Raw genomic sequence first — 26,075 nt, forward strand, 5'->3', positions numbered from 1 at the left:
TTGATGGAGAATGAGTATTCCGTCAATCTCCCCACACGTTTTTACTATAAGAAGAAATGGAATAAGGGCTGGATTAACGTAGTCAATCCCTTCCGTGCTTCAATGGTACTCGGCACACCGGGGTCGGGTAAGTCCTACGCTATCGTAAACAACTACATCAAGCAGCAGATTGAGAAAGGCTTTGCCATGTATATCTACGATTATAAGTTTCCCGACCTTTCCGAGATTGCTTATAATCACCTACTTAATCACTTGGATGCATACAAGGTGAAGCCACAGTTCTATGTAATCAACTTTGACGATCCGAGGAAATCGCATCGGTGTAATCCTATCAATCCTGCCTTTATGACGGATATATCGGACGCTTACGAGAGTGCCTATACCATCATGCTCAATTTGAATCGCTCGTGGATACAGAAGCAGGGAGATTTCTTTGTGGAGTCGCCGATTATCTTGCTGGCTGCCATCATTTGGTTTCTGAAAATCTATGAGAACGGAAAGTATTGCACCTTTCCCCATGCCATCGAATTTCTGAACCGTCCCTACGCACAGATATTCCCGATACTCACTTCCTACGACGAGCTTGCCAACTATCTTTCACCTTTCATGGACGCTTGGGAAGGAGGAGCACAAGACCAGTTGCAGGGACAGATAGCCAGTGCCAAAATACCACTGTCTCGTATGATAAGCCCTGCCCTTTATTGGGTGATGACGGGTGACGATTTCTCTCTCGACATTAATAATCCTAATGAGCCGAAAGTGCTTGTGGTAGGGAATAATCCCGACCGTCAGAACATCTATTCGGCAGCACTTGGTCTGTATAACAGCCGTATCGTGAAGCTCATCAATAAGAAGAAGCAGCTCAAATCGTCTGTGATAATCGACGAGTTGCCGACCATCTACTTTCGTGGGTTGGATAACCTAATCGCTACCGCTCGAAGCAACAAGGTGGCGGTATGTTTGGGCTTTCAGGACTTCTCACAGCTTACTCGCGATTATGGGGACAAAGAAAGCAAGGTGATACAAAATACCGTGGGTAACGTCTTTTCCGGGCAAGTCGTGGGAGAAACCGCCAAGACCCTTTCTGAGCGATTTGGAAAGGTTCTCCAGCAACGGCAGTCTATGACCATCAACCGCAATGACAAATCCACCTCTATCTCTACGCAGATGGACAGTCTTATCCCTGCATCCAAAATCAGTAACCTCACACAGGGAATGTTCGTTGGAGCAGTGTCCGACAACTTCGATGAGCGTATTGACCAAAAGATTTTCCATGCGGAGATCGTGGTGGATAGTGCCAAAGTCTCTGCTGAGATGAAAGCCTACCAATCAATCCCTGTAATAGCAAACTTCATAAACGAAAATGGCTCAGACAACCTCAAAGAGACTATCGAAGACAATTATAAATGTGTCAAACAAGATGTATTATCTCTTGTGGATTCAGAAATAGAACGGATAAAAAGCAACCCAGCCCTTGCTCACTTAATCAAGGAGTAGGTTTAGGCAGAAAGAAAGATTGTTTATTAAATAATTTATCTTGTGAAGTGCCAGCTTCTTGAAGTGGAACAAACTGCAGTGTGCTATCTTTATATACTGGATAGTGGTCTGTGCGCAAAATATCTGAAAGTTGTTTCATCTCATAGGGTAATTCTCTTAATCGCTCCAACCAAACTTCCTCAATAAACTTATTTACGGATAATACTGAAAGTTGTTTGCTTAATTCAATCTGAGAATCAGAGGTAGAGCGAGTCCGAACTTGGGCAAGATAATTTACAGCCTCCGGAGTAACTCCTTCGCTATGGGCTATGGCTTCTGCTGCCATAAGCAGGACTTCCGCATAACGATAAATCCCCCAGTACTGTTTGTTAGAAGCAGCTATATCTGTCCCAGAAGCAAGCCAAAAATAGGGAGCCGGATCAAATATTTCAAAGATTGTCTTTCCCTCATCTTTAACTTTAAAGAAAGTATGGAAATACTGTCGGTCCTTTCCTCTTATATCTCCATCGGCATAGCAACTCATAAACGCCTGAATGGGCTTGAAGGCATTGAAAGCTACATGCTCCTTGACATTTTCCCAGTTTCTGGCCATTTTGGGAAAAGCGAATGATGCCCGTGTCAATGATGTTTCCCCATAAACAACATAAAGGTACTCGTCATTGGTTGGAGTAGTTCGAAGCGTATTGATAGCAGACACTGTTTCGTTAGCACCATTAGCTGCGAGATGGTGCTTTTCCGACCGTATGATGGGGCGAAGAATAGTGGCGGCCTGTTCATATTTATTCTTCTGTAATGGTTTCCCACTCATATGCAGGTACACATCACCCAATAGGGCACGGGCGGTAAATGCCGTTACATGTGAATTGTTTTCTTGGAAATTCTGTTCCGGTAAGGTGGCAATGGCATCAAGCAAGTCTTTTTCCACTTTCAAATATGCCTTTTCCATACTCAGCCACGAGGAGGCATGCCTTTCATCCGGGAAAGAACCGAATGTACGGATAAGATAAAACCGATTGAATGCACGGAAGAATTTAGCTTCACCAACAAGTTTTGCCTGCTCTGCCGGGGTGAATCCCGACGTGTTGGGAATCTGTAAGATGACAGTATCGGCGGCCTCAATTCCATCAAAACATGACGTATATATTTGTTTGGCCAAATCCCGGACAGAAGAGTCTTCCAAATTTTGTTTTTCCAATGCCGGGAAATACCCTTGCGTAGCTTCACTTTCAAACAGTCCGGACAAATAGCTTCCCCATGCCAAGGGAATACCATATTCTTGGTCTGCCGAAAGATAAAACTGTGGAAGCCCCGTTGCATAAAGAGCACCTACGGCAGTGTTGGCTGCAATCGTGTCACTATATGCTTTTACTGGATCTTCAACAAAGTCGGTAGACTCATTTTGGCAAGAGAATAAGCAAACTACGCCTATGATAAAAATGATAATTTTTGTTTTTGTACAATATTGCATGTTCTGGTTGTTTTAGAATGAATAACTATAACTAACCTGGCTGGTTAGGGATGAAGAGTTACTAAAAGATGCTTCTGACAAGGAGCGGTGTTGATAAGCTACGCTGGCATTTAATCCATGCCGTTTAAGGAAACGATAAATAGCATGCCATCGAACATTATAGATCGTTGCCAATTTCCGACCCTCTTCCTGAGTTTGATTCATGGAAAGAGTCAATCCTGTTGTTAAGGCTTGCTTTAGTAATCGTTTTGTACAAGTGAGTGTCGGACCTAATGTCAGAACATTCTTGCGTGATGCATAATTGTTGCTGACATTTACTCCTGCCGTCATTGAGAAGTCCAATGGGGTGAAATCAATGCCATAATTGGCACCAAGATTCAAAAAGCGTGTCAGATTACCGGGTATGATATATTGTCCCTGTTTGTCGGCAGCTTCCTGATAACTCGCAGTGGCAGAAAGGTTGTGTGTCTGTTTCTCATTATTCAGTAATCGCCAGTTCAAATTCATGTCTATACTGTTGTTCAATTGGGTAAACCTCAGGGTATCAAGATTCTCATATGGTGTACGTTCATTGATGTAATCGAATGAAGACTTTATATTGCGATGTGCCTGATAGCTTGACAGAGAAACTGAAGCAGAGAATTTCTCATTGGGAGTAAAATTGATATTGGTAGAACCTACGAACCGCTTGTTTTTCTCTTGCTTTTGTCCGGAAAGATCATCTCGCTGCACACCTCCGCTAAGTGTAATGCTCATCTTGTTGTCAAAGAGGCTACGGCTGTAATTGAGTGTGAGGTTCTCATAGTCGTTGTTAAAGTAATAGGCGCCGAGTGTTTCATAATCCGGGCTGATTCGTTCGTAGCCTATACCGATGGTATTCCCCAAGAAGCTATATGCTAAATCCGCTTTGATAGCATGATAATAACTTTTCTCCTTTACCCTTAAATCTCGCTGCATGATACTTAGACCATATTCTAAGGATAATTTCAAATCCTTGATTATGCTAAGACTTCCTTCCAGTCCAATAGCGATGTTTCCTTTAGGATATATTCCCAAGGCATCAGCATCAAAAGAAATATTACTCCTTTTATCCTTTGCCGTAAAGACAGTTCCTCCTAACGCAAACTTATCGGCCTCATATCTGACCTTTGCACCATATCCCCATCGTTCATAGTTGGGACGGATAGATGGATTCAAAGAGTCAGTATCCACGCGTTTTAATAATCTACCACCCATTGCGGCGATTTGCCATCTGCCTGGAGTCAGCTCAATACCAGCACCGGTAAACTGGTGACCGTTGAGCGTATAGGGGCTAAAGCTCATCGATACATCGCCAATATGTGCCCGAATCCATTTGTAGGAAGGGTGAATGCTCAGCCGATTAGGGAGAGAAGGATAGGAGAAGTTTGCCCCATAGTTATTCAGATTGAAAGATATAGGGATATGAAGCAACTCATACAGCGACATGTTTATAGAGCCTGTCAGCTGATAGGTGAAGGACTGGCGAGACTGATTGGGCGTACTATTGAAGTTGGTTGCGTTTGCTGAAATGCTACCACTGATTTTTAGCGGCTTCTTCTTGCGAAACTCTAATATCTCCTCCACATTTTGGGCTGTTACGGCGCTGCTCCATGTCATAAACATGAAGAGACCCAAGACTATTCGTATGATATGAGGTCTGTTCATATGTCTTATATGCGTATATTGTTATTCCCCTGCTCTCTTTTCAAGTTTGACATCCGCAACAATATAAGATTGCGAGCCATCTTTGACGAACTCCTTGATTCTGATGATTCCCCTTCTACCATCAGCAGTACGTACCAGCACAAAATGTGGTGCGCTGGTTTTGTTGAAGTTTGTTTGATTAGTTTCCGACCACTTTGTAAATTGATTCATGTCAGAAGATCTTTTGATGTTGTCAAAAATGGCATTTGTGATATTGATTCCCATTGAACTGGGATTATTAATAAAAGTAGCATCTTGAGCATTGTCTATCTTTGGGAATGAATTGGCTTTAGCCTGATTGGGTGCAAAGAAGTAGCAGTAGTTGAAAGAGGAGTTGAGGGCAAAGAAACCGAAGTCAACCCATGCTCCACACTGTTTCTCCACAATCTTACTTGATGTTACCACACCACCTTCCTTGGCTGAATAAAAACAACCTACACTATTCTTTGCCTCATTGATGCCAAATTTTAGATCATTCTGCTTAATAATGCCACTGTTTGGTTTGATAACAATGTTTTTCTCCACAACTTTTTTTTCTTTGCCATTGCCAGCAATCATCTGTAGTTTGTAAGTACCAGCGTCCTCGAAGCGAATGGTCGTCGTTTCACTTGTAGGAGACAGCACATTGGCTCCTGCACATACCCAATGATAAGACAACCCTCCTGTGGTGAGATTGGTTGTCTTCAACGTGAGTGGGGCTTCCCAGTCTTGATCAACAGGCAGAGGTGCATACGAAAAATCGGCTTGCATAGGAGGTTGTAGGGTTAGCGCCTTAGTACGTTCCTCGTATTTACTGCCATTGAATACTCTTAGGTGGATCTTATGCTCACCACCGTCCGCAAAGGTTATCGTGCCCGGATGCTGTCGGTTGGATGTAGAGGGAACACCTCCTTCAAATGCCCACTCGTATTGGCTTCCACCTTTACTCTTATTGGTAATAGATACCACGCCTGGGGCGATGTCATTGAGGGCGATTGAAAAATCAAAGTCTATAGTCATGGTGGAATCAACCCTTATGGTCTGCTGACTTGCTCTTTCCTCTACACTATTCCAAACTCGCAAGGTTATTTTGTGCTCACCTGCCTGCGTGAATACAACCTTTCCTGGGCTTTTGTCTGTAGAACTACTAGGTTGTCCTCCTTCAAATGTCCATTCATATTCGTCTGCCCCATAACTTTCGTTTTTCAATTGGATAGTTACAGGTGAGGTCTTATCTTCTGATGTCTCAATGGTGAATGCCGATTCGATAGGGACAGCAGTTTCTTTGAGGCAGGAAGAGACCAAGCACGTCAACATAAAGAGTAGTACAGCCCGATATGGCCTATGTATTGTATTCATAGCTTGTCATCAAATATCTTCTCGTTCAAAGATGTGTAAAGTATTTTTAAAGTCCTTTATGTATAATTTATTGCCTATCATATACAAAGGCTTGGAAGGCACTAAGTGGTTACGTGTTTGTTCGTATTCATCTATGCTGATGAGTTCATATTCCCAAACCAGCTTGCGAGCTTTATAATCGAAAATGCCGATCCGACGCATGTTGCTACCGAAGTCCTCCTCTTTCTCACCCAAAAAGGTAAAATAGTCTCCTTGAAGCATCGGACTGAATACTCTTCGGTATGTTCCTATACCCGTGGGATCAGTTTCAAGGAAATCATACCGTTCTATAACTGCTAATTTTTCCGTGTCGATTATCGTAATCACATTTGATGAAATTGCAAATATGTTGTTTGTTCTTTTGTCTAAATAGACACCAAAGCAATCAAATGAATATACTTTGTTTCCCTTTTCCAAGTCCAAAGCTACCAATCTATAAAAATCTGTATAAAACCAGATATTCCCATGGATAACTCCCAATATCTTGTCTATTTTGTCGGTTCCGTCAGGTTCATATTCCGTCCCTCCCAATAAAGAAAGAGGAAATTCCCAGAGAGTTTTGGTTTGAGTATTTATTCGTTTGAACTCTCCGCTAAAATTATTATATGCGATAATTATATCATCTTCTACATACAGCCTGCAGGGAACAAATTCAGGCAATATCAGTTGTTCATCAATCGGAGATGTGAAGTTATAACCCTTTCGATAAGGATTAAATTCCATATAGGTTTTACCTATATATTGAGTTTGCTCATTTAGCAGAATAACATTACGTTCTATACTGTTCAAAAGTGTATGCCCCTCGTATAGTTCAAACATACCTGAACCATACCATGCATACATATACTTACCTCTAAGAGAAAGCTCTAAAGGTGTATCATCTTTTTCTAAAAGTACCCCATCAATATACAAATAACCTTTCTGCCCTTTTGTATAGGCGTAGTCCCCGTTGTCGGGACAGAAGCTTTCGACATTTTCTATTTTTTTTGACTCAATATATCTCATACTTGAAACTATTTTGTTGTTAATATCATATTTCTAAATGGTTCGTATTCTGGTCCTTGGGATAATTTTTGTTCTTGACACAATCGTTTTAACTCTTCAAAATTATCTATATCCATATTCTTCCATAATTGTGGTTTTGCTCTAAACACACTTTCTGCATCGTTTGCTATGGCTTTTTCCAGTTGTTTGATAATATCTTTCTTTGTTACATCACGGCCGCCTTGCTGGATAATATAGAGTTGATCAAAATTGTCTATTCCATTAAGATATGCCTTAAATTGCCCCAAATCTTTAAACATGTTGCGAGCAGACGAGTAGTTTTTTGTGTCCACAAAAATATTCACTTCTCGCCTTCCTGCTACATTTTGGTTGGTTTTTGCTTCCCATTTAATGTCAAATCGAAAATCACCTGTATCATCTGCATAAGCAATAAGATCTTCCAATTCAAGATTGCTGAGGGTATTGTGGTATGTATTGGAAATGTACTTTTGGGGATTACGTATTACCTCCAAAGTAGTGGTTCCCGCCTTAAACTTGTCTTTTGATTGCAATAACTCATTGAAGAAGGCTGTTATTTGTTTCTTTCCATTGGGTCTTTTCAGCATGTCTGACAAGTGATGATCTACCAAGTAAACGAAGTCGTCCATTACATCCTTTAATGGTTTTACAGAGTTTGTCGGAACTGCTTTGTGCAAATCCTCAAATATTTTTGCTAAGTCCTCCAGTTCTATGGGCTTCCCCTTTATTCGTACCCCTTTGAGTACGTCCATGAAACTTTTATTAGAAGATAATGACTTTGTAAACTTAGCGGATGCTATTTCCTTCACCTCAGTAGACAGAGCATCTTCTATTTTCTGTGAAAGTTTCGACTCTGCTATAGGCTCATCAATTGTCTTCTTAGTAACTGCATCAAATTTCCGAAGATGTAATTTATCCCCAACATAATGTAATATGGTCTTCCCCTCAATGCGTATCTCAGGAAGTAACTTTCCTGCCTTCTTCACGAGCACTGTTGTAACTTTTAGCCCTTTGGCTAATGGTCTTGTTATATCTGTTACTTTGTCACAGAGTTGTAATCCTTTAATGGCATATTTCAAGCTACTCCCGACTTTTCCCAAGCGTGCTATAACGGCTTCGCCTGCAGCAACATCCCCTACACACATTACTATGATAGGACCAACAATTGAACCCACAGTGTGAGCAACTTTGCAATTGTCAGCCACAAGCTCACCTAAAGCAGCACTTATCATCTGTCCAGCCTTGCAAAGGTATTCTTCTTGGGCACATGTAATATTGCCATTCTCATCTTCAATGACAGCATTCTTGAAACTCTCCAATTGAGTAGATACTTCGTTTGCACATTTTTCATGAAAATAGCAAGTCAGCAATTTAGCAAGTTTGGGCACAGACTGAATAATATCTATAGTTCCATCCCATAAACCACAGGCAAAAGCGAATTCATTCTCTGGTGTTAGCTTATACCCGGATAAATTATTCGATAGCAATATGGGAATTTGACTTTGAAATAAATAATGTATTATTTCCTTATAAATAGCAGACTTTTCATCACAACCCCATACCGATTCAGGTATCTTAAGGTATTCAATACCTTTATCCAACAAATCTGCAACCTCATAGAGAATAATAGCTTGCAACGCCCAAGGTTCATTTTTAATTAGTTCACAGATATGGGATAGCTTATCTCCAAATTTATCAGACGTCTCCATCCGTAAGAATTCGACTTTATTATCTTTAATGGTGAAGATAAGATGGAGATAGCTCTTTGTCTTTTCTTTTAAAGAATTGACTTCTTGAGTGTCCTCTCCATCTATACTGATAATGACAGATAAATCTTTTTTTAATTGCTCATTTGTGAGTATATTATTTCCATGATTAGATAGTTTCTTTTCTATTTCAGATAATATGTCAGATTTAAATTTTGAAGCCTTTCCAACAATGTGTATTTGCACACTTTCTGCATTTTCTTTATGCCCCTTATTGGCATCTTCAGAACCATAACATTTGACTACATCACTTTTTTGGAAAATGCCATTCTCAAAATTTATAGTTTTTTTCTTCGCATGTCTGAGATCAGAAATTAATTGCTTAACATCTGACCACATAGCATTATACACGCGTCCGCAAGCCTCTTCGGTCCAATTTATAAAGTGGATTATGGTTGATGCGGGTATCTGCTGCTCATCAACTTCTCTTATTTGGAGTTGTTCTCCCTTATGATAAAAGCCTTTCAGTTCTGTTATATAGTCATAGAATTTACCATTTTCTTTTATACTGTAAATTGTTCCATTAGGAACTTTTATTGTTGTGTCCTTTCCCGTAATATTGGAATTATCATAAACAAAGAGAGCCCAATCAGGAGTTAACCAAATGGAACCTTTTTTACCTAATTTTCCATCGTTAGCTTTATCCATAATAGTGAAAACAGCAGGATTAGCCATAACGTTCCATTGGAAAGCTACGAGGTCTGTTCCTTCATTGTAGTCAAGTAAATTATTCGTCATTTCCTTTGTACCTTTTCCATACTCGGCATCAAAGGTATGCTGCAAGGTGAATATTCCATGTCCTACTTCGTGAGCAATGGTACGAACCAATGAAGTTGTATTATAGCTGTTAGCTGTGAAGATATAGCCAAATCTGCTCTTACGAGGCATTTCACCCAACAAGTCCTTATTCTGTCCTTCAAGTCCCTTGGCTCCATTAAGAACAAATAAGTAGGCGCCGTCAAGTGTCCCTGCTTCCTGCTGGTAAGTCTTCTGCAGATTGAGCATCTCTGGAGTCTCTTTGAGTTCCTTGTCATAGCCCCAAAAAGACTTACTAACGACACCCAACAGACTGTCTTTCTCTGTTTTTGTTTCCCAGTCATAATTGCCACGCATGCGCTCATCCACATTCACGGTGAACTGCACGCCAACAGGATTATAAATGGCATTGAGGCCCTGCTCAATAGTTGTTTTATCTAACCTAACTTTGTTTATCGGAACAAGGGTTACCTTGTGCTGCTGATTGGCATAGCTTACCACGCGGAGTTTGCCGATGGCTACTCCTTCGTAAACAGCAAAAACATCGTAACCGGAACCGGCCGATACAGAACGGAGACTAATCGTCCATGTCTGCTCTGCTTCGTTGAGTTGTGCAGGTAATGCAGCAGAATTCGGATCGGAAACAAAATGAACTTTCTTCAGGTCAATATTCTTCAGCCCATCATACTTCGCCGTAACAACATCATTCTCTCCTGTCGGGACAAGTTTCCAAGGTGCAATATACCCCTTTGCAAACGGCTTGTAGAAACGATCCACCTTGACACTCTTCTTGTACCACTTCTCCTGACCATCATCAAAGGCATATTTTCCCTCTCCGCGTTCAAAGTGTATATAGCCATACTTGCTTGATAGTGTTTCCGTATTGAAATCGCCAACACGATCTACACGTTCACAGTTAAGTTCTATCTTTTCGTCCTTTCTCCCCGTTTCGACATCATAGCCTGTCCCTTTCTCTGTATTTTGTTCTGCAGGACTAATCTGATAGGTATTTCCCTTGTTGTCAGTAACCAGCATAGGGAAAATACGCTCATACGAGGCGTTTTCCGGCACATCTATTTTGATGGTCTGTGGGTTACCGTCGGCATCGATCGTTTCTAACGCTCCACTCTCAGGATTATATGTAAACTGCGGTATGTCGGGAAGGGTAAAGTCCATTTTATGCTCACGCATACGAATCGTAGCCGGTTTGATGTCCTTGCCGCCGTCATCCACATAGTCAAGATTGGCTATCTTTGCTTTTTTCTCATCGTAGGACGCGTCCACCGTTCCGTCTATCTGGAAGTTATCCACATTGATGCGTAGACGGTCGAAACGAAGTGCAACGGGAGCATCGATAATGGTTTTCAGTCGGGTCTTGCCACGTCCGGAATACCAGCCGTCTCCTAAGGGGACAACTTCGGTAATGGTCATGGGATAATCACCGCCGATAGTAACGATATCCCCAGCCTTTATCCGTAAGTTCGGCTCTTGTGACAGGTCTTTCCTCACTGGTTCCTTTCCACAGTCAGCCAGCAGTTCGTCATTCTGTTTGCTGAGTGTAAACTCACTGACACCAGAGAATACCGGACGGTCATCCGTGCAGAGCGTACCCACACGCCATTCGTATGTCCATCCCGGTTTCAATTGGGACAGTGTAAGGTGTTCGCCGGCAACACGTGTACTGCTCCATTCGTAAACATTTAGCTTCGTCTTAGGACGACATTCCACCAAATATCCTGTCGTGCCAATGACCTTGTTCCATGAAAGATCCACCTTGGCAAAACGGGGAAGAGTTCTCAAACCCGTCGGTGCCTGACAGTTGTCATTAAGATAGAACCAGTTGATTTCACTATAACCGCCATTCTCAAACATACCCACTTCATCAATACCGTCACGGGCGATGGCCTGCACCTGCCATGCATAGCAACGGTTTGGGAAAAGGATAGGTTCAAGATGGGTATAGTTCAAAGTTGTATTACGGGTACGGACACGATATATCTCATTGCCATAGGCAAAAGCAGACTGAGGAGCTGCACCATTGTCTGGCAGTTCCTTCAATACAAACTCATACTCTGTTCCTGCAAGTCCCTGATGGCGGGGCATCCATTGAAAACGAAGATAGAGCGGCTCTGTGACTCCAATTTGGGCATCCTTTTCAGGAAAGTTGAGAATCGGAGGTTTCTTCACATCCAAATAGGAACGTCCCGTATGCCAATCAGAAAGCGTTCGTCCGGTATAATAGTCTACCACTTGCACGGAGAACTCCGTATATCCTGTGGGTAACTGCCCGTTACGCAGCCTGCCGTTAATCTGTAGGTTCTGTGGTTGAAGATAGGGGGAGAGGTCTATATTGGTCAGGCGGGTCGGGACATTTGCACTGAGTTCCAACATCGGGTAGTTGATTTCCTCACGGCTGGTGGCAAGAAAACCTGTACTCTTAATCTTGATGCGCAGTCTGGCAAAGAGCAGGGGTTGCTGTAGGTCGCGGTTGAGCAGATTGACGATCAGCCTGTCACGGCTCCCACTATAATAATCCGACAAGTAAGGACTTTGAGGAGACGGCCATTGAACGGTGGCATGGATAGGATAGTACTGGGCATACCCCTGCTGCTTTCCTGCCCAACAAAGGATGAGGAAAATCAATAAAACCTTAAAACGCCAATAGAAATGGATATATTGTCTGTTCATATGACCTGCTTTTATCATGAGTCCTATCAATTGTTATTTTCTTTTTTTCGTGATTCTAAGCGTGGATTTCTCGTTTCCAACAGACAGCTCCACTTTGAATACTCCTTCCGTATCGCCACGCAATTCATACTCAAAAGTCTGCTTTTGGATGTTTTTAATCTCTTTTTTATCCATTTCAACAGATGTCGGAGAGAGGAGTCTAAGTGTAAAATCTCTTGGTTCTTTGAGTTCTACATATACTTTAAAATCCCCTGTAGTCGGATTAGGACTAATCAAAAACTGTTTGATTGCATCTCCTTTTCCATCGGGCAGAACTACTCCTCCTTCGCCAAGAACTTCTAATCTTTGGCTGACAACCGTAGAACAGTCACCCAAATATCCTGTGAGTGTCACTTCATAGATACCGGGTGTTGGAATGGTAAAGACAACGCCTTCGTTGGACTTGCTTGTAATAACAGCATTGTCGGGCAAGGACCATTCTAATTTGTCAGCCCTTATACGGCTGATGTTGACAGCATGGATAGGAGAACCAGCTGTGACAGATGACGGTATGGTTATATCCAAAGGCAATTCTGTGTTGCTGGCTTTGATTTCAACCTCAGCTGTTGCTGTACAACCTTTTTCATTTGTAACGACAACTCGATAATGACCAGCCTTACTTACTGTAAGTTCCTTGCTGGTCTCAGTTAGGGCTTGTCCGTCATGCAGCCATTGATAGGTGACATTTTCTTCGCTCGGTATGGCTGTTATTTTACGTGATTGCTCATGGCAAAGCGTAAACCCACTACTAAGTTTTACTGTCATCTTTTCCGGTTGTTCCAAGACTACACGATAATGGAGGGAGCAGCCAGCTTGATCGCTGATGACAGCTACGTACTCTCCTGCTTTGAGATGTTCCCGATTAGGTGTAGATAGAGTATTGTCATCTTCCCAATGGATGGTATAAGGAGCCGTACCACCTGACAGCTCCAGGGATATGGCACCATTATTTGCATCATGGCAAGTAGGATTGGTGATCGTTGGCTTGAAGGATATTGCATCAGGTGCTGTAACTTCTACATTGCCGGTAATAAAACAACCACGACTGTCAACAACTCTGACAAAGAAACTTCCCGCTTCCTCAATAGTCAGATTAGCCTCTGTCGCTCCTTCCTTATTCCACTCATAAGTATAAGGAGGCGTGCCACCTGTTACAGTTGTAGAAATAAGCCCACTTCCACTGTTACACGATGGAGGTCGTGTTGTAAATGACAGTGACAGCAAGTCTGGCTGTTTAAGTTCAAACACAGCCGATTCTGCGGAAATACCATTCGCATCAGTAATTTTGACTTGATATTGGCCTGCCACAAGGTTGTGCGCTATACTATCCACCTGCAAGGGAAGTTCTTCTTTGGCACCATCTGATACTTTGTACCAAGTGTAGGTATATGGGAGACGGGCAGAAATAATAGGCTTACCTCCTTTTCCATGAGCAGTCAATTCTCCATCACTATCACCATGACAGTTGATAAAATGTGTCTCTTCAACATCTACAGTTAAAAGAGGCGGTGCAGAAAGTGTTATCGCTAATTGTGCATGGCAGCTACAGGGATCCTGTTTGTCTTCATTCCCTAACAGGGCAAATCTCATGTCTTCAGCTATAGCTGTATATTCGCCACGAGGAATATTACGAAGAGTATAGATGTATTGGCTACCATCCGAATGCGAATCTGTTGGTGTAAAGACTTGACCATCGCTTTTCCGCACAAAACGTACTGTATATCCGGAAGCGGAAGGTGTACCCCCGGAAACAGCGATTTGAACAACCCCATCGGAAGATTGATAGGCCAAAGGACTGGTTTTGCTCTTTTCTGTAATATTAACAGCCTCATTTGGCTTTGTAAGTATCACTTGGTGGATAAGTTCTTCTCCTGATAATGTCTTGGCAACACAACCATTGCTGTCTTGCACACGCAAGGTATAATTGCCAGCTGATAACCGTTTGAAACTTACATTGCCCGTATTGAATGTTTGTGTCTGTACAACAGAACCGCCGGCATCTGTAAGTGTAGCGGTGAAATTCCCTGTTCCACCGGATGCCGCCAATGCAATCTCTCCATCATGACCAGAAAAACAACTAACATTCTTTTGGGTGAAAGAATGAGTGATGGCTGGACGTTCTGCTATTATAGCCGTAAACTTATGTCGAGTATCACCTGTATAAGTATTATTGCCATTATAGCTCCCCTTAAAGGATATGGCATAAGTCCCAGAATTATATCCTCCAAGGTAAAAACTATTGTTACTATCTAAAGTTACATTACCAGCATTTCCGATAGACTGGCCATTTATGAAACAACTCAAAACTTCTCCCGAAAGCAAAGGGCGATCTAATGTCATCTTAATTATAGCATCACCTGACTGGTGGCATCTTTCGAGGACAACTTCATGAGATAAAACAATAGGAGATGATAAAGCAGCCTGTAAACTTATCACCTCACTAGACTTTACCGGATTGAATATTCGAAATAAAACAGGTCTTCCTTGAGCAGCAAGCTGCTGGAATGCACTTTCACTCATCAAATCTGTTCCACTAATTTTTAGAGAACCATTAGGTGAGGAATTAATAACTGAGGAAGGAACGTTAATCCAAGTTTGGGCACCATCTGTCGAATATTGCCATTTGTATACAGAATGTGGAAAACCTGCTGTATTTGTAATAATAATTTTTTCCTTGCTAGGCAACAAGGAGGGTTGATTATTTGCAAAAATTAATTTTGGATAAGCGCGGTAAACGTGAGTAGTCACATGTGAATAATATGTACTGAGACACCCCCACCATAAATTTGTTTCAGAAAACTCTGTCTGTCCGCTGGAAGCAATATATTGCTCAGCAGTATGTTCACAATCGGAGTTCCAAAAACCAAGGTCTTTAACTTGTCTAGATGTTTCTGCCCAAATATGAGTAATAGGACCTTCGTGTGCAGGTAATGAAACTCGACCTGTTATACCGAAATGACCACGTTGTTCCCGATGCATAGAGAAATCAGTAAATTCCTTTTTTGCTGAACTGTTAGCAGTAGTATAATATAGATGGTTATAAAAACGTCTTCTACCGCTATATAAAAAGAATTCTACATCATACTCAAAAATATATTCTTGTGCATGAAGTTCAAGTATTCCCAATAAAAAGAAAAATATAGATGCGATTCTCTTCATAATTGTATCTTTTGCACTTTACTTATTGAGCTATGATTCTTTGCTTTAACGACTAATATATATTCATTCTCTTTTCCTTGTAAGATTTCTTTATCTACAAATTCTCCTGAAGTCGGTAGATTCTCTCTATAAAGGAATTTTGTCTTGGAATCGTCTAACTTATATAATGCTACGGACATCAAATCCTTATAGTGTATATCCCATTTGATAGCAATACCTTCTGGCAAGGCTTCCAAATCGAATTTAATCGAATCATTGTCCATCCCTTGCATCTTAGATTTCAATATTATAGGATTGGATAAGTGAGAACGTAACCGATTAGAGGAAGCAATCACCTGATAGAGATAACTTTTCCCTGATTCAATGTCATAATCTTCATACCTCATACTTATGGGACTCTCAACACGCCGAGCAACAAGACGAGTTCTGTCCTCCACATCAGTACGTACCACAATAAATCCGGCAAGATAGGGATTTTCATCTTGGGTCCATTCAATAACATTCCTCCCGTCCTCTGCTTTCCATCCGACAATTACAGGTGTCGTTGGGGGAATAACATTTGGCTTAACAACCTCTATCGTCTCACTCAGATCAGACTGATTATATCGCTCGTCAAGGGCTGTTAAAGCATAATAAACCTTATTATTTAGGTTGTCAAGGTTTATACTGTCCGTATAGGCTGTTTCACGAATGGCTAAATCCGTAATAGGAATCAACTCCTCCCCCTTTGTTTGTCCACGATACAGTCGATAGCCATAGATATCAGCATCAGAATTGGGCTTCCATGACAAATGCACGGCACCGAGACTGTCTATTTGTGCAGATAAACCTTGTGGTATTCCCGGTGGCACACTGTCCACGGGTTGGATAAGTACCGGTAAAGAACGGGTAGAAGCACCTTGCTTGGCTTCTGCCTCAATTTTATAATAGATATGCCTTCCAATATTCGTTATATGATAATTCCGCTGCTGTGGATTGAGGTTGCCGATAAGAATGGTATAATCCTTGTCGTCAGTAGAATGAAGAACATTAAAGCCTTTGATTAAGTCCTGTGCAGCACCGTCAAACTGCCAAGATATGTCTGCTCCACCATTCCTGTCAAATGAGGAACTTGTTATCATAGGTATGGCCTTCAAAGCAGGATAAGCAATCCCGGAAACAATATCACTGTACGCCCCCTTACTGCCGAAAGGCGTTACGCCAACAACCCTATAATATATGGTCTTCCCTTCAGGGATACTATCCAAATAGGTAATCGGAGCATAAGGATTCTTATCCACATCTGCAATACGTGTAACGGGCAAGTCTGAAATGGGCTTGAAAATCTTACCATCCTCGCTCTTCTCAATAAAATAAGAAGAATAAAGATAGGATAGCGTATTATAATCCCACGATAAAAAAGCCCCGGCTTCGCTAAAACGGACAGACAATCCGATGGGACGAATTAGTTTAGCTGTATCACCGACAATGGTAAAAACAGCCCCTTGCCCTATTTGACACTTTTTCTTAGGCACAAGAGGAGTAATACGGTACAAGTACCGTTCACCATTTTTTATATCCTTATCCTCCCATCCCCAGCCGATTTCCTTAGCCATTGGGAAACAGAGATCCGCAGCATAAAGGGAAAATAAATAGCGTTGCTGCCGCATTTCATCAAGGGAAATAGCCTTAGATATAGGATTATTACCCAAACTGACTTCAAAGTCTTCCCCAAAGACAGCCTGTGCAATGACTGCTCCCATCGGATATTGTGCTGCAATCCGTTTTAATGTATCTGTCGCTTCTGGTTTCAACCTTTCCGAAAGAACTTTCAACTCAGGTTTATCCAATACGACACCAGAACGTGATACTGTCAAACGCTCCAAACGAACACCATATTGATTAAGCAAGTCCCAACTTTTCGCATCACTTGGAATCCAACGCAAAAGAATACGGTCAGAATGTATTTCTGCACGGGCTCTGATCTTGGATGTCGATTTCTGTTGTGCCATTCCAATAAGGGCGTAAGTACAGAGAGCGAACAGAAAAAGAGTCTTCTTAATATAACGCATATTTATTTATTCAAATTAAGTTGGTTAGTATAGATGAAGTCTACACTGTTTGTTACTGTTCCATCAGGCAATACGTAACTGATAGTTGTTTGATACTTGCCTTTTTTCAAAACAGGCAAAGAGCCCATGACAAACCGATTGTAAACCTGCGGGGTAACAGCATCCCTACTATTTATGATTGTATTCTGAAGGTCTCGATAGTCATTGTATGATACCAAAGAAGCATCAAATGTAAAGGGGAAGTGATATAAAGATAAGTTCACCGATTCTGAATGTAAAGCTGAAAGGTAGTTCTGGCTTGGTGAGAAAGCTCTATAGGGAGGGACGCCGATTGGCTGCTCTTCCCTCTCGGAGAGATGAATATTTCCATAAGGGTATCCTTCATAAACAAGTGGCAAGACTGCACCTCTGAAATATTCTTCCTTGAAGTCGGAGCGAAGAGTGAGCAAAGGTTTGTATTGAGTTTTCTCCACACCGATGACTTCAGCTTCGTCGAAGGCTTCCTTACCTTGCACATTAGCTCCAAGCAACAGTGCAACACCTGCATCTATGGCAAGGTTATCACGGACCTTGACACTTCGCATCTTCTCTCTGAAAGTGGCATACTGACTGGTTGTAAAGTCATATTTCAGTATCGATTGTTCCATCTCATTGGAAATCTTTGCTATAGCTTTGTCGCCACCAATTTGTCCTGAGAAATCATCATTGTCTTTTATTTCCTTAATTACAGAAGATTTTTTATTGTCGTTTGCCATATCCTTCTGTGCTGCGGAATACGACAAATCTAATGTGTATTCTGTCTGTCTTCTCAATTCCGGCAGAGTAAACTCTAAACGATTCTCTGCTTCGTTATATTTGAAATCTGTAGCTATACGTTCATTCTGTTTTGTTACAAAACTAAGCTTGTAGTCAAAACCTTTTTCAAATAGGTATTTTTGTCCAAACTGTAGTTGCACATAGCCTTTGGAGTATTCTTTGGGAAGGAAGTATCTCTGCCCTATCACAGGATAGGCATAGACAATATTCCGCATAGGAATGTCACTCGGCGCGCTACCTGTCGTAAAATGATTTATCTTTTCTTCAAAGGCTGGTTTTCCTGAGGTCAGTACTGGCTTCCAAACACCATTCTTCAATTCTTCGAAAATAATACGGACTTCTGCCGTCAAATCTGTATTAGGAGGAAGAATTTCTTTAGACTGGAAACGAACATCCGTCTTATCTTTTCCCCAAAGGAGCTTACCCGGTATGACATGTTCCTTTTTATCTTTGACTATGAATTCCTTGAGATTAATGCGGTAATAGGTCGTTTCTCCTGCATCAGTGGTCGCTTCGAAACTCTTTCCTATTGCAATGTTGAAAGTTGCCTGAGGAACGGAGAATACGCTGACTTCATTCTCTTTATCAGCAGGAGCCAAATCATTTATCATCGGTTCTTCTATCGGAGAACTCCCCGGTATTACAACATCGCATTCCTCACCGATGGAAAGTTTGAAACGCGCCTTACCCTTAATCAATCCGAGCACATTGAGATTCACTCCTAAATAGCCCTTAAAGAAGGTTGGATCAGGAAGTCCTGCCTGCAAAAGAGCCGCTGCACCGCCCTTGATTACCGGTACGCGGATACGGATAAGCCATAACTTTACCTTTACGCCCAATTCTCCTTGTAAATAGGCATAGGTTTGCCCCATAGCATACCAACCATCCATACCGATAGTACCGGAACGGCCTCGACATTGTGCCTGCGCATAGTCCTTGAGCATCACATCAAAGCCCAAACCTGCATTAAAATTAGCATACATTATCAAGAACTGAATATCACCGGTCTTGACGGATAGTTCTGATCCGAATGCAAATCCCTTACCGGTGCTTAGTGCATCAAGATTTCTCCCAAGGCTAAGTCTTCCTATGTCTTGTCCCAAGAGGTCTGCAACGGCCTGCGGAGGAGCGGGCATATCGGGGATACGATTTCCTGCCATAAAGTATGACCCTGTTTTTACGGCAAGAATATTTCCAACAGCTAGCTGTACTCCCAACCTGTTAGTTGGTGTACCAAGATGTAGATACCATTCTTTTGGATCTATATGTAAAACACCCCAACCAGCCTTCCCACGTTCTCCTACGCCACGAATAAATTCCGAAGGGGTGTTGAGGTAAACATCTGAACTTGCAAGCAGTACATGGTTCTGGAAGTCCATTTGGATACGTAAAGTACCTGATAGTCCCATATCTTTAATGGCATCAGGCATGGATTTGATGGCTTCAGCCAGTTGCGTCCAGTCTTGCTGTTTGAACTGTTCTGATAACTTGGCAGGGAAAGTACGTTGCTGTTTCTCTAACTTTTCGCTGGTAGAGACACTACCACCTCCTCTGTTAGGAAACTCTCCATAACCATAAAAACCTGCTAATTCCAAGCCACCTGCCTTTGAAAATATCATTTCAAAAGCAGCTTCGCCATAGGCGACCTTACCGATTTCAATAACAGTAGAAGCCTTGAATCCAATGCCCATAGAGGCATCAGGGATATAGTTTGAACTGGTAAAGCGCCCACCTTCCGGACTTCTACCTTCAGCACGCACCCCTGATGTTAAAGCACCGCCTATTCCATTAAGAGTCAGTGCTCCGATAATTGGTATGCCTGGATGGAAAGTTGCCATTCCATCAGCATACCAATAGCGGAAATCATCTTTTCGTCCGAAAGCAGCTCGAGCAGTAATGGAAATATCATGCTTTGACTTTATACTCGTATCTTTTTCTACCTTGCCATCAAAAGAAAACCCAAGAGTTACATCACCGGCGAACCCATTACCGTAAATCGCATCACCTCTATGCCAATTGAGATGCCCGTTCAGCGTTATAACACCTGCGATAACAGAATTTACAGCAATGGAACCTACCTCTAATTTATCAAACACCCAAGTTTGATTTTCATATTTTGCAAGGAGGTTTAATTCCGTTGCTCCGGAGAATAGGTTCTTTCCGAGATTAATTCCTGCCCCTATTGTTAATCTTACATGCTGTGTATCAGAGTGATTAAGTGCAAGTTTGTTTATAGATAAAGGAAAGTGTCCCAATTTTGCCTCTCCTTCATAACCGAAGTATTCAGCGGAAATGTAAGGAGCAACCGTTGTGAGTCTAAGACCGCGGAAACTAATCTTATCAAATTTTGTTTGTGATGTGGAGTCGCTGTTTCCCTCTTTTCCAAGAGTCATATATCCATGAAGTATTGCTTCTGGGATAAAACGATTTTCTACTAAGCGTAAAGTGACACTGGAATTCTTTTCGAGATGAGCCTTTGCCTTAAAAATGGAGAAATCAAGTGCTTCTTCATTTTTAACCCGCATCGTATATTCATTATTAGGTTGCAGGTATCCTTCATATCCCAAGGTAGTATTTTTACCCTTGAACGGCAAGCCTAATCGTCCCGTGAATTCTGCGGCGACAAGTTCACCTGCCATAAGGTTCAGTCCAAAATGGTCAACAGAAAACCGCCAGCCGTCAGCACTGCCCTTATCAAGCGAGAGAATACTGTCGGCAGAGAAAAGCCCCGTTATACCATAATCATCGATTAACAATCCCTTAGCCGAGAAACTAGCTCGTGAAAAAGCCTCCGGTAATGTTACAGAGACATTTTCTGCATATATCCCTCTCCATAGCACCTGTTCATCGGGAAGATAATTTTGCTGGTATTCCTGTGGAAAACGTATCGTTTTGGCGTTCCGCTTACTACTGAAATCTAAAATGACGTTATTCAATGAGAATACGTAGTCTTTCAGTCCTTTGATTTCAAAACTTGGTAGGTCTAAAGACACAAGAAGGTCATTCCAACTTTCTATAACAGTATTAAAATGACCTATGACTTGATTCGATAAATTCCCATCCTTATTTATATTATTTGTAGCTGGCTTATAAGTACTGCTATTTGCAGTACCTTGTCCCCCAGCCCTGACTATGAGGGAGGTTGGAAAGTGGACTTCCGCGTCAATGGCTAAATTATGGAAACCATCACAGCCGATGATCATGTAGGTGTCACTTTGAGAAATACCCCTATCCTTGCGTAGTCCATTACCCTTAAGGACAATCTTTGTATTTCCACCATTGAAAGGTATCTCGACATCGTGCAGGAGCGAAAGCTTCAATTCTCCTACCAGACCACCAGTATGTGTTCCTTTTATTCCTTCTGCCCCAAAGAAAAGCACCGTACGCCCGCCATTTGTTCCTTGTGGAATGACCGCCTTTGCATAAACGCCAAGCTCTGTAGAAGAAGTCTGCAAGGCAAAACGACTGATGGCAATCGTTATCTCCATACCACCAATCGTTCGTTTCATACCGATTGGAAGATTTATTGCTTCCTCTTCGTTATAATTCAGATCCTCTACATATGCATTGGTTTCCGCAATACGTGCAAACATATTGTTCAGATCACCTATCTGTTGTATGGAATTGTTTTTTGTCTGTGAAAAGGATACATTTGTACTCAATAGTAAAGTACAAAGTAATATGCTTATTCGATAACAAGCAATATTTTTCTTTAAGAGGGCTATGAAAACTGTCTGTATTTTCATAATGGCAAAGATTGTAAAGATAAAGAAACAAACAGTTATGTGCATTTTGTCGATACAAGAAGTTCTCTAATATCAATATCAAGTACCAACGCTATTTCTAAAAGAGTATCCAAAGAAGGCTGGGTCTTATTGGAGCACCATTTTGAAACTGTATTCTCGGATTTTCCAAGTTGCTCTGCCAGCCATTTGCTTGTACGCTGCTTCTCCACAAGCACAACTTTAATTCTATTTATTATCGTCATACGATGATTTTATTTATTTCTTCATCCATTAAATATCCTACAAAGTTACTCATTGTCTATTGGATTGACGAAGAAAATGACAGAAATTTTTGAAAATCCGTCATTTTTCCCAATATTTCCCGATTTATCCTACCTAATCCTCGATTTCTGCCTTTTCTATTATATACTTATAACTTCGCTGTGTTACAGTCATTTATTCATCTTAAAAACAAAAAAAAATATGGAACCAAACAGCAATGACAACTATGTGCTGGTCTTGGAAGATCGCACGGAAGTAAAGAACGAGAAAGAAATGGGGAAACTCTCCGTAGTATCCAGTATCGACAACAAGGGCAACCTGCAAACAACGGAAGCCGCAGCCGCCAATCAAGCCGCTTTCTTGAAGTTTAACAACAAGGACGGACTTCTAAAAAACTTCATGAGCAATTTTCTCCGTCAGTTCAACGCCCCATCTCGTTTCGGACTGTACAAAGTTTTGGCAAACAATGTAGAACAAGGTGTGGACAATCTTCGCACCATGTTGCAAAGTCGTGAGAAACCTGAAAGCAAACAGCAACTGACAGAGATTGGAGTGTCTTTTGACGATTATCTGCCGAAAAAGAAGAATGCCACAGTCATTGATGAATCGAAAATCAATTGGAAGCAACTCGACGACCTCGGTCTTACCCGTGAGCGATTGGAGCAGAATGGAGAATTAGACAAGATGCTCAATTGGCAGAAGAGCAATCTCTTGACGATTGCCGTACCTATTGGCGACACGACCATCTACACCGAAGCACGTCTTGCGTTCCGTACGGACGATAACGGCAATATCGGTTTGGCAATTCATCCTTTGAGAAAAGAACCACAGCTTGACTTTTCCTATATGGGCTACAAGTTCTCTCCCGAAGAAAAGGAGCAACTCCTTGCTACGGGTAATCTTGGCAAGACAATCGAAGTAACGCCCAAGAACGGCAATGCTTTTTCTGCCTATGTCTCCATCGATCCGCAGACCAATGAAATCATAGCCCTGCGTGCCGACCGTGTGAACATTCCCAAAGAGATAAAGGGTGTTACACTTTCTGATGCACAGTATAAAGACCTTGTTGAGGGCAAAGCCGTGAAAGTGGAAGGAATGACCGCCAAGAGTGGTAAGTCCTTCAATGCTACCTTGCAGGTCAATGCCGAGAAGAAAGGCATCGAGTTCATTTTCGATAACAAGCAAGGCTTGAAAGAACGACAGCAGCACACGCAGCAGCAAGGCGCACCACGCAAACTCTGTGGTTTGGAACTCTCCGACAAGCAGCGTGAAGCCTTGGACAGCGGTCGAACGCTTTATCTGAAAAACATGGTGGACAAGGAAGGACAACCCTTCAATGCCTATGTTCGCATGGACAAGGAACAGAATCGCCCACGTTTTTACAAGTGGAATCCTGACAAAAAGCAAGAAACCGGCAAAGAAAAGGTGGTTGCTGTGGCAGAAGAACACAAGACGCAGGTAGCCGTGAACAACCACGGCAAGACCAACGAAGCCACGAAGAACGTGAAAGAGCCATTGAAGACTGGGCAGACACAGCCCACTGCCGCCCAAAAGCAAAAGCAGGACGAAAACAAACAGAAGAAGTCCCGTGGACGTAAGATGTAACCCTTAATTCTATTATCGACTATGACAACTTGTATTATTGCCGAGAAACCCTCGGTAGCCAGAGATATAGCCCGCATTGTTGGGGCAAATAGCAAGAAGGACGGATATTTAGAAGGAAGTGGGTATCTCGTTACATGGGCAATGGGACACCTCATCGCCCTTGCCATGCCTGAAGCCTACGGCTTTTCCGCCTACAAAGCCGAAGACCTGCCCATCCGTCCCAATCCTTTTCAGTTAGTGGTACGCCAAGTGCGCAGGGACAAGGAATATATATCCAATCCTGCAGCACTCAAACAACTCAAGGTGATACGTTCCTGCTTCGACAAGGCAGACCGTATTGTTGTTGCCACCGATGCAGGGCGTGAAGGAGAGTTGATATTTCGCTATATTTATCAACATCTTGGTTGTAGGAAACCTTTCGACCGTCTTTGGATTTCATCACTGACGGATAAAGCTATCCGTGAAGGACTTTCCAATCTCAAATCTGGAAGCCATTACGATAATCTCTATTACTCCGCCAAGGCAAGAAGCGAAGCCGACTGGCTCGTGGGTATCAATGCAAGTCGTGCGCTGTCCATTGCACGCTGGGGTGGTTATTCGTTAGGACGGGTACAGACCCCAACTCTTGCTATGGTCTGCCGTCGGTACATAGAAAATCGTGATTTTTCTTCCGTACTTTATTGGAAATTATCCGTTCACATAGAGAAAGAGGGCATATCGCTGAAAGCCGTTGGCTGTAAAGACTATGAGAATGAAGCATTGGCACAGACTGCTCTTGCTGCGCTTCGCAGTCAGAGCCAGCTTAAGGTAGAATCGGTCGCAAGACGAGTTGATGAGCATGGGCGAATAAAGGTAGGACATACGTCGCCACCACTCTTGTACGACCTTACTGCCTTGCAGAAGGAAGCCAACAGACGCCACGGCTTTTCAGCAGACAAGACCCTCTCGATTGCCCAGAGCCTCTATGAGAAGAAAATCACGACCTATCCCCGCACAGGCAGCCGATACATCAGCGAGGATGTTTTCGAGGAAGTACCCGCCCTGCTCCGCAAGATAGGCAAGACGCTATCCAATCCGCTTAACCGCCATTCGGTGGATAACGATAAAATAACCGACCACCACGCCATCATTCCTACAGGAGAAAAGCCTTCAGGAATGTCGGCAGATGAAACAACTATCTATCAAATGGTAGTCAGTCGCTTCATCGAAGCATTTTCTCCCGATTCAGAAGAAGAGCGTATGCAGGTACGGTTCACGGACGGCACCAATACCTTTACTTGGAAGGCATGCCGACAAATCTCCTTGGGCTGGAAAGCCGTGCAGAAAGGTAAAGAAGTAGAAGATGAAAAGAAAGAAGATGGTGATGAACAGATTTTGTCTTTATTGCCGAACTTGACCGAAGGTGAAATCCTGCCACTTGTCAATGCAGAAATCACCGAGCATAAGACCAAACCTAAACCTCTCTACACAGAAGCGACACTGCTTTCTGCTATGGAGAACGCAGGGAAAGAGGTCGAAGATGCAGAAAGTAAGAAAGCAATGGCGGAGTGTGGTATCGGCACACCTGCCACTCGTGCCAACATCATTGAGACGCTTATCCTCCGTGACTATATCCGTAGGGAGAAGAAATCCATCATACCTACCGAGAAAGGCTTGGTCGTCTATGAGATTGTCAAGGACAAGAAGATTGCCAATGCAGAGATGACAGGTAGTTGGGAACTGGCTCTTGCCGCTATCGAGGCTGGACAGATGCCGCCNGAAAAGTTTGCACAAGGCATCAACTCNTACGTTNGNACCATNTGNGAGGAACTNCTNTCNCTNGCNCCCAAACAGAAGTCTTATCCCACCTATCGCTGCCCCAAGTGTGGCACTGAGAGCGTGGGCATCTATGCCAAGGTTGCCAAATGCAGACATGAGGGCTGTGACTTTCATATCTTCCGTGAGGTTTGTGGCACGCTTCTCACNGAGGACNANATCCGGGATTTGCTAACCACAGGACGTACACCCATTCTCAAAGGATTNACCAGNAAGGCAGGNAAAAAGTTCAACGCCCGACTTGTCCTTAATGAAGATTACACCACTTCTTTTGAATTTGAAA

12 protein-coding genes are annotated in these 26,075 nt (G+C 42.4%); 3 read left to right on the plus strand and 9 right to left on the minus strand.

Annotated features, from left to right (window positions below; all coding sequences use genetic code 11):
* Nucleotides 1-1,497: TraM recognition domain-containing protein (locus HMPREF9304_RS06595; RefSeq protein WP_036927619.1), on the plus strand; the 1,497-nt coding region annotated here is incomplete at its 5' end.
* On the opposite strand, the gene HMPREF9304_RS06600 is transcribed toward HMPREF9304_RS06595, so the two are convergent.
* The 9 genes from HMPREF9304_RS06600 to HMPREF9304_RS06640 all read right to left on the minus strand — a co-directional run bounded on the left by HMPREF9304_RS06600 (nucleotide 1,487) and on the right by HMPREF9304_RS06640 (nucleotide 22,353).
* A complete protein-coding gene (locus tag HMPREF9304_RS06600; RefSeq protein ID WP_036894228.1) occupies nucleotides 1,487-2,965 on the minus strand; it encodes a RagB/SusD family nutrient uptake outer membrane protein in 1,479 nt (492 codons plus the stop codon). The genes HMPREF9304_RS06595 and HMPREF9304_RS06600 overlap by 11 nt on opposite strands.
* 12 nt (nucleotides 2,966-2,977) lie before the next feature.
* Nucleotides 2,978-4,651, minus strand: coding sequence for a TonB-dependent receptor (locus tag HMPREF9304_RS06605; protein WP_197053061.1), 1,674 nt, complete (start codon nucleotides 4,649-4,651; stop codon nucleotides 2,978-2,980).
* Between the two features lie 21 nt (nucleotides 4,652-4,672).
* Nucleotides 4,673-6,028, minus strand: coding sequence for a PKD domain-containing protein (locus tag HMPREF9304_RS06610; protein WP_036894231.1), 1,356 nt, complete (start codon nucleotides 6,026-6,028; stop codon nucleotides 4,673-4,675).
* A gap of 9 nt (nucleotides 6,029-6,037) precedes the next feature.
* On the minus strand, nucleotides 6,038-7,072 hold the full coding sequence (locus tag HMPREF9304_RS06615; RefSeq protein ID WP_019036501.1) for a hypothetical protein: 1,035 nt from the start codon (nucleotides 7,070-7,072) through the stop codon (nucleotides 6,038-6,040).
* Between the two features lie 8 nt (nucleotides 7,073-7,080).
* On the minus strand, nucleotides 7,081-12,300 hold the full coding sequence (locus HMPREF9304_RS14930; RefSeq protein ID WP_231564484.1) for a fibronectin type III domain-containing protein: 5,220 nt from the start codon (nucleotides 12,298-12,300) through the stop codon (nucleotides 7,081-7,083).
* A gap of 33 nt (nucleotides 12,301-12,333) precedes the next feature.
* Nucleotides 12,334-14,679, minus strand: a complete 2,346-nt coding sequence (locus HMPREF9304_RS06625; protein ID WP_231564485.1) for a pectate lyase — start codon at nucleotides 14,677-14,679, stop codon at nucleotides 12,334-12,336.
* Between the two features lie 815 nt (nucleotides 14,680-15,494).
* Entirely contained in the window at nucleotides 15,495-17,549 is a 2,055-nt protein-coding gene (locus HMPREF9304_RS06630) for a fibronectin type III domain-containing protein (protein ID WP_019036498.1), read from the minus strand.
* A 2-nt stretch (nucleotides 17,550-17,551) separates the two neighbouring features.
* Nucleotides 17,552-21,874, minus strand: coding sequence for a hypothetical protein (locus HMPREF9304_RS06635; protein ID WP_197061650.1), 4,323 nt, complete (start codon nucleotides 21,872-21,874; stop codon nucleotides 17,552-17,554).
* Nucleotides 21,875-22,146: 272 nt separating this feature from the next.
* Nucleotides 22,147-22,353, minus strand: coding sequence for a helix-turn-helix transcriptional regulator (locus HMPREF9304_RS06640; RefSeq protein WP_019036496.1), 207 nt, complete (start codon nucleotides 22,351-22,353; stop codon nucleotides 22,147-22,149).
* A 220-nt stretch (nucleotides 22,354-22,573) separates the two neighbouring features.
* Between HMPREF9304_RS06640 and HMPREF9304_RS06645 the strand changes: the two genes are divergently transcribed.
* Nucleotides 22,574-23,977, plus strand: a complete 1,404-nt coding sequence (locus tag HMPREF9304_RS06645; RefSeq protein WP_036927628.1) for a DUF3945 domain-containing protein — start codon at nucleotides 22,574-22,576, stop codon at nucleotides 23,975-23,977.
* 21 nt (nucleotides 23,978-23,998) lie between these two features.
* The coding region (locus tag HMPREF9304_RS06650) for a type IA DNA topoisomerase (RefSeq protein WP_036927629.1) at nucleotides 23,999-26,075 on the plus strand (2,077 nt) is incomplete at its 3' end.

Origin of the sequence: Hoylesella timonensis S9-PR14 (assembly GCF_000762405.1) — a bacterium.
Classification (GTDB): Bacteria; Bacteroidota; Bacteroidia; order Bacteroidales; family Bacteroidaceae; genus Prevotella; species Prevotella timonensis_A.

Excerpts from the sequence above, each read along its gene's own strand:
- HMPREF9304_RS14930 (WP_231564484.1), bottom strand. The coding sequence starts at position 12,300 with ATGAACAGACAATATATCCATTTCTATTGGCGTTTTAAGGTTTTATTG.
- HMPREF9304_RS06625 (WP_231564485.1), bottom strand. The coding sequence starts at position 14,679 with ATGACATTAGATCGCCCTTTGCTTTCGGGAGAAGTTTTGAGTTGTTTC.
- HMPREF9304_RS06640 (WP_019036496.1), bottom strand. The coding sequence starts at position 22,353 with ATGACGATAATAAATAGAATTAAAGTTGTGCTTGTGGAGAAGCAGCGT.
- HMPREF9304_RS06645 (WP_036927628.1), top strand. The coding sequence starts at position 22,574 with ATGGAACCAAACAGCAATGACAACTATGTGCTGGTCTTGGAAGATCGC.
- HMPREF9304_RS06635 (WP_197061650.1), bottom strand. The coding sequence starts at position 21,874 with ATGAAACGAACGATTGGTGGTATGGAGATAACGATTGCCATCAGTCGT.
- HMPREF9304_RS06630 (WP_019036498.1), bottom strand. The coding sequence starts at position 17,549 with ATGCGTTATATTAAGAAGACTCTTTTTCTGTTCGCTCTCTGTACTTAC.
- HMPREF9304_RS06600 (WP_036894228.1), bottom strand. The coding sequence starts at position 2,965 with ATGCAATATTGTACAAAAACAAAAATTATCATTTTTATCATAGGCGTA.
- HMPREF9304_RS06615 (WP_019036501.1), bottom strand. The coding sequence starts at position 7,072 with ATGAGATATATTGAGTCAAAAAAAATAGAAAATGTCGAAAGCTTCTGT.
- HMPREF9304_RS06610 (WP_036894231.1), bottom strand. The coding sequence starts at position 6,028 with ATGAATACAATACATAGGCCATATCGGGCTGTACTACTCTTTATGTTG.
- HMPREF9304_RS06605 (WP_197053061.1), bottom strand. The coding sequence starts at position 4,651 with ATGAACAGACCTCATATCATACGAATAGTCTTGGGTCTCTTCATGTTT.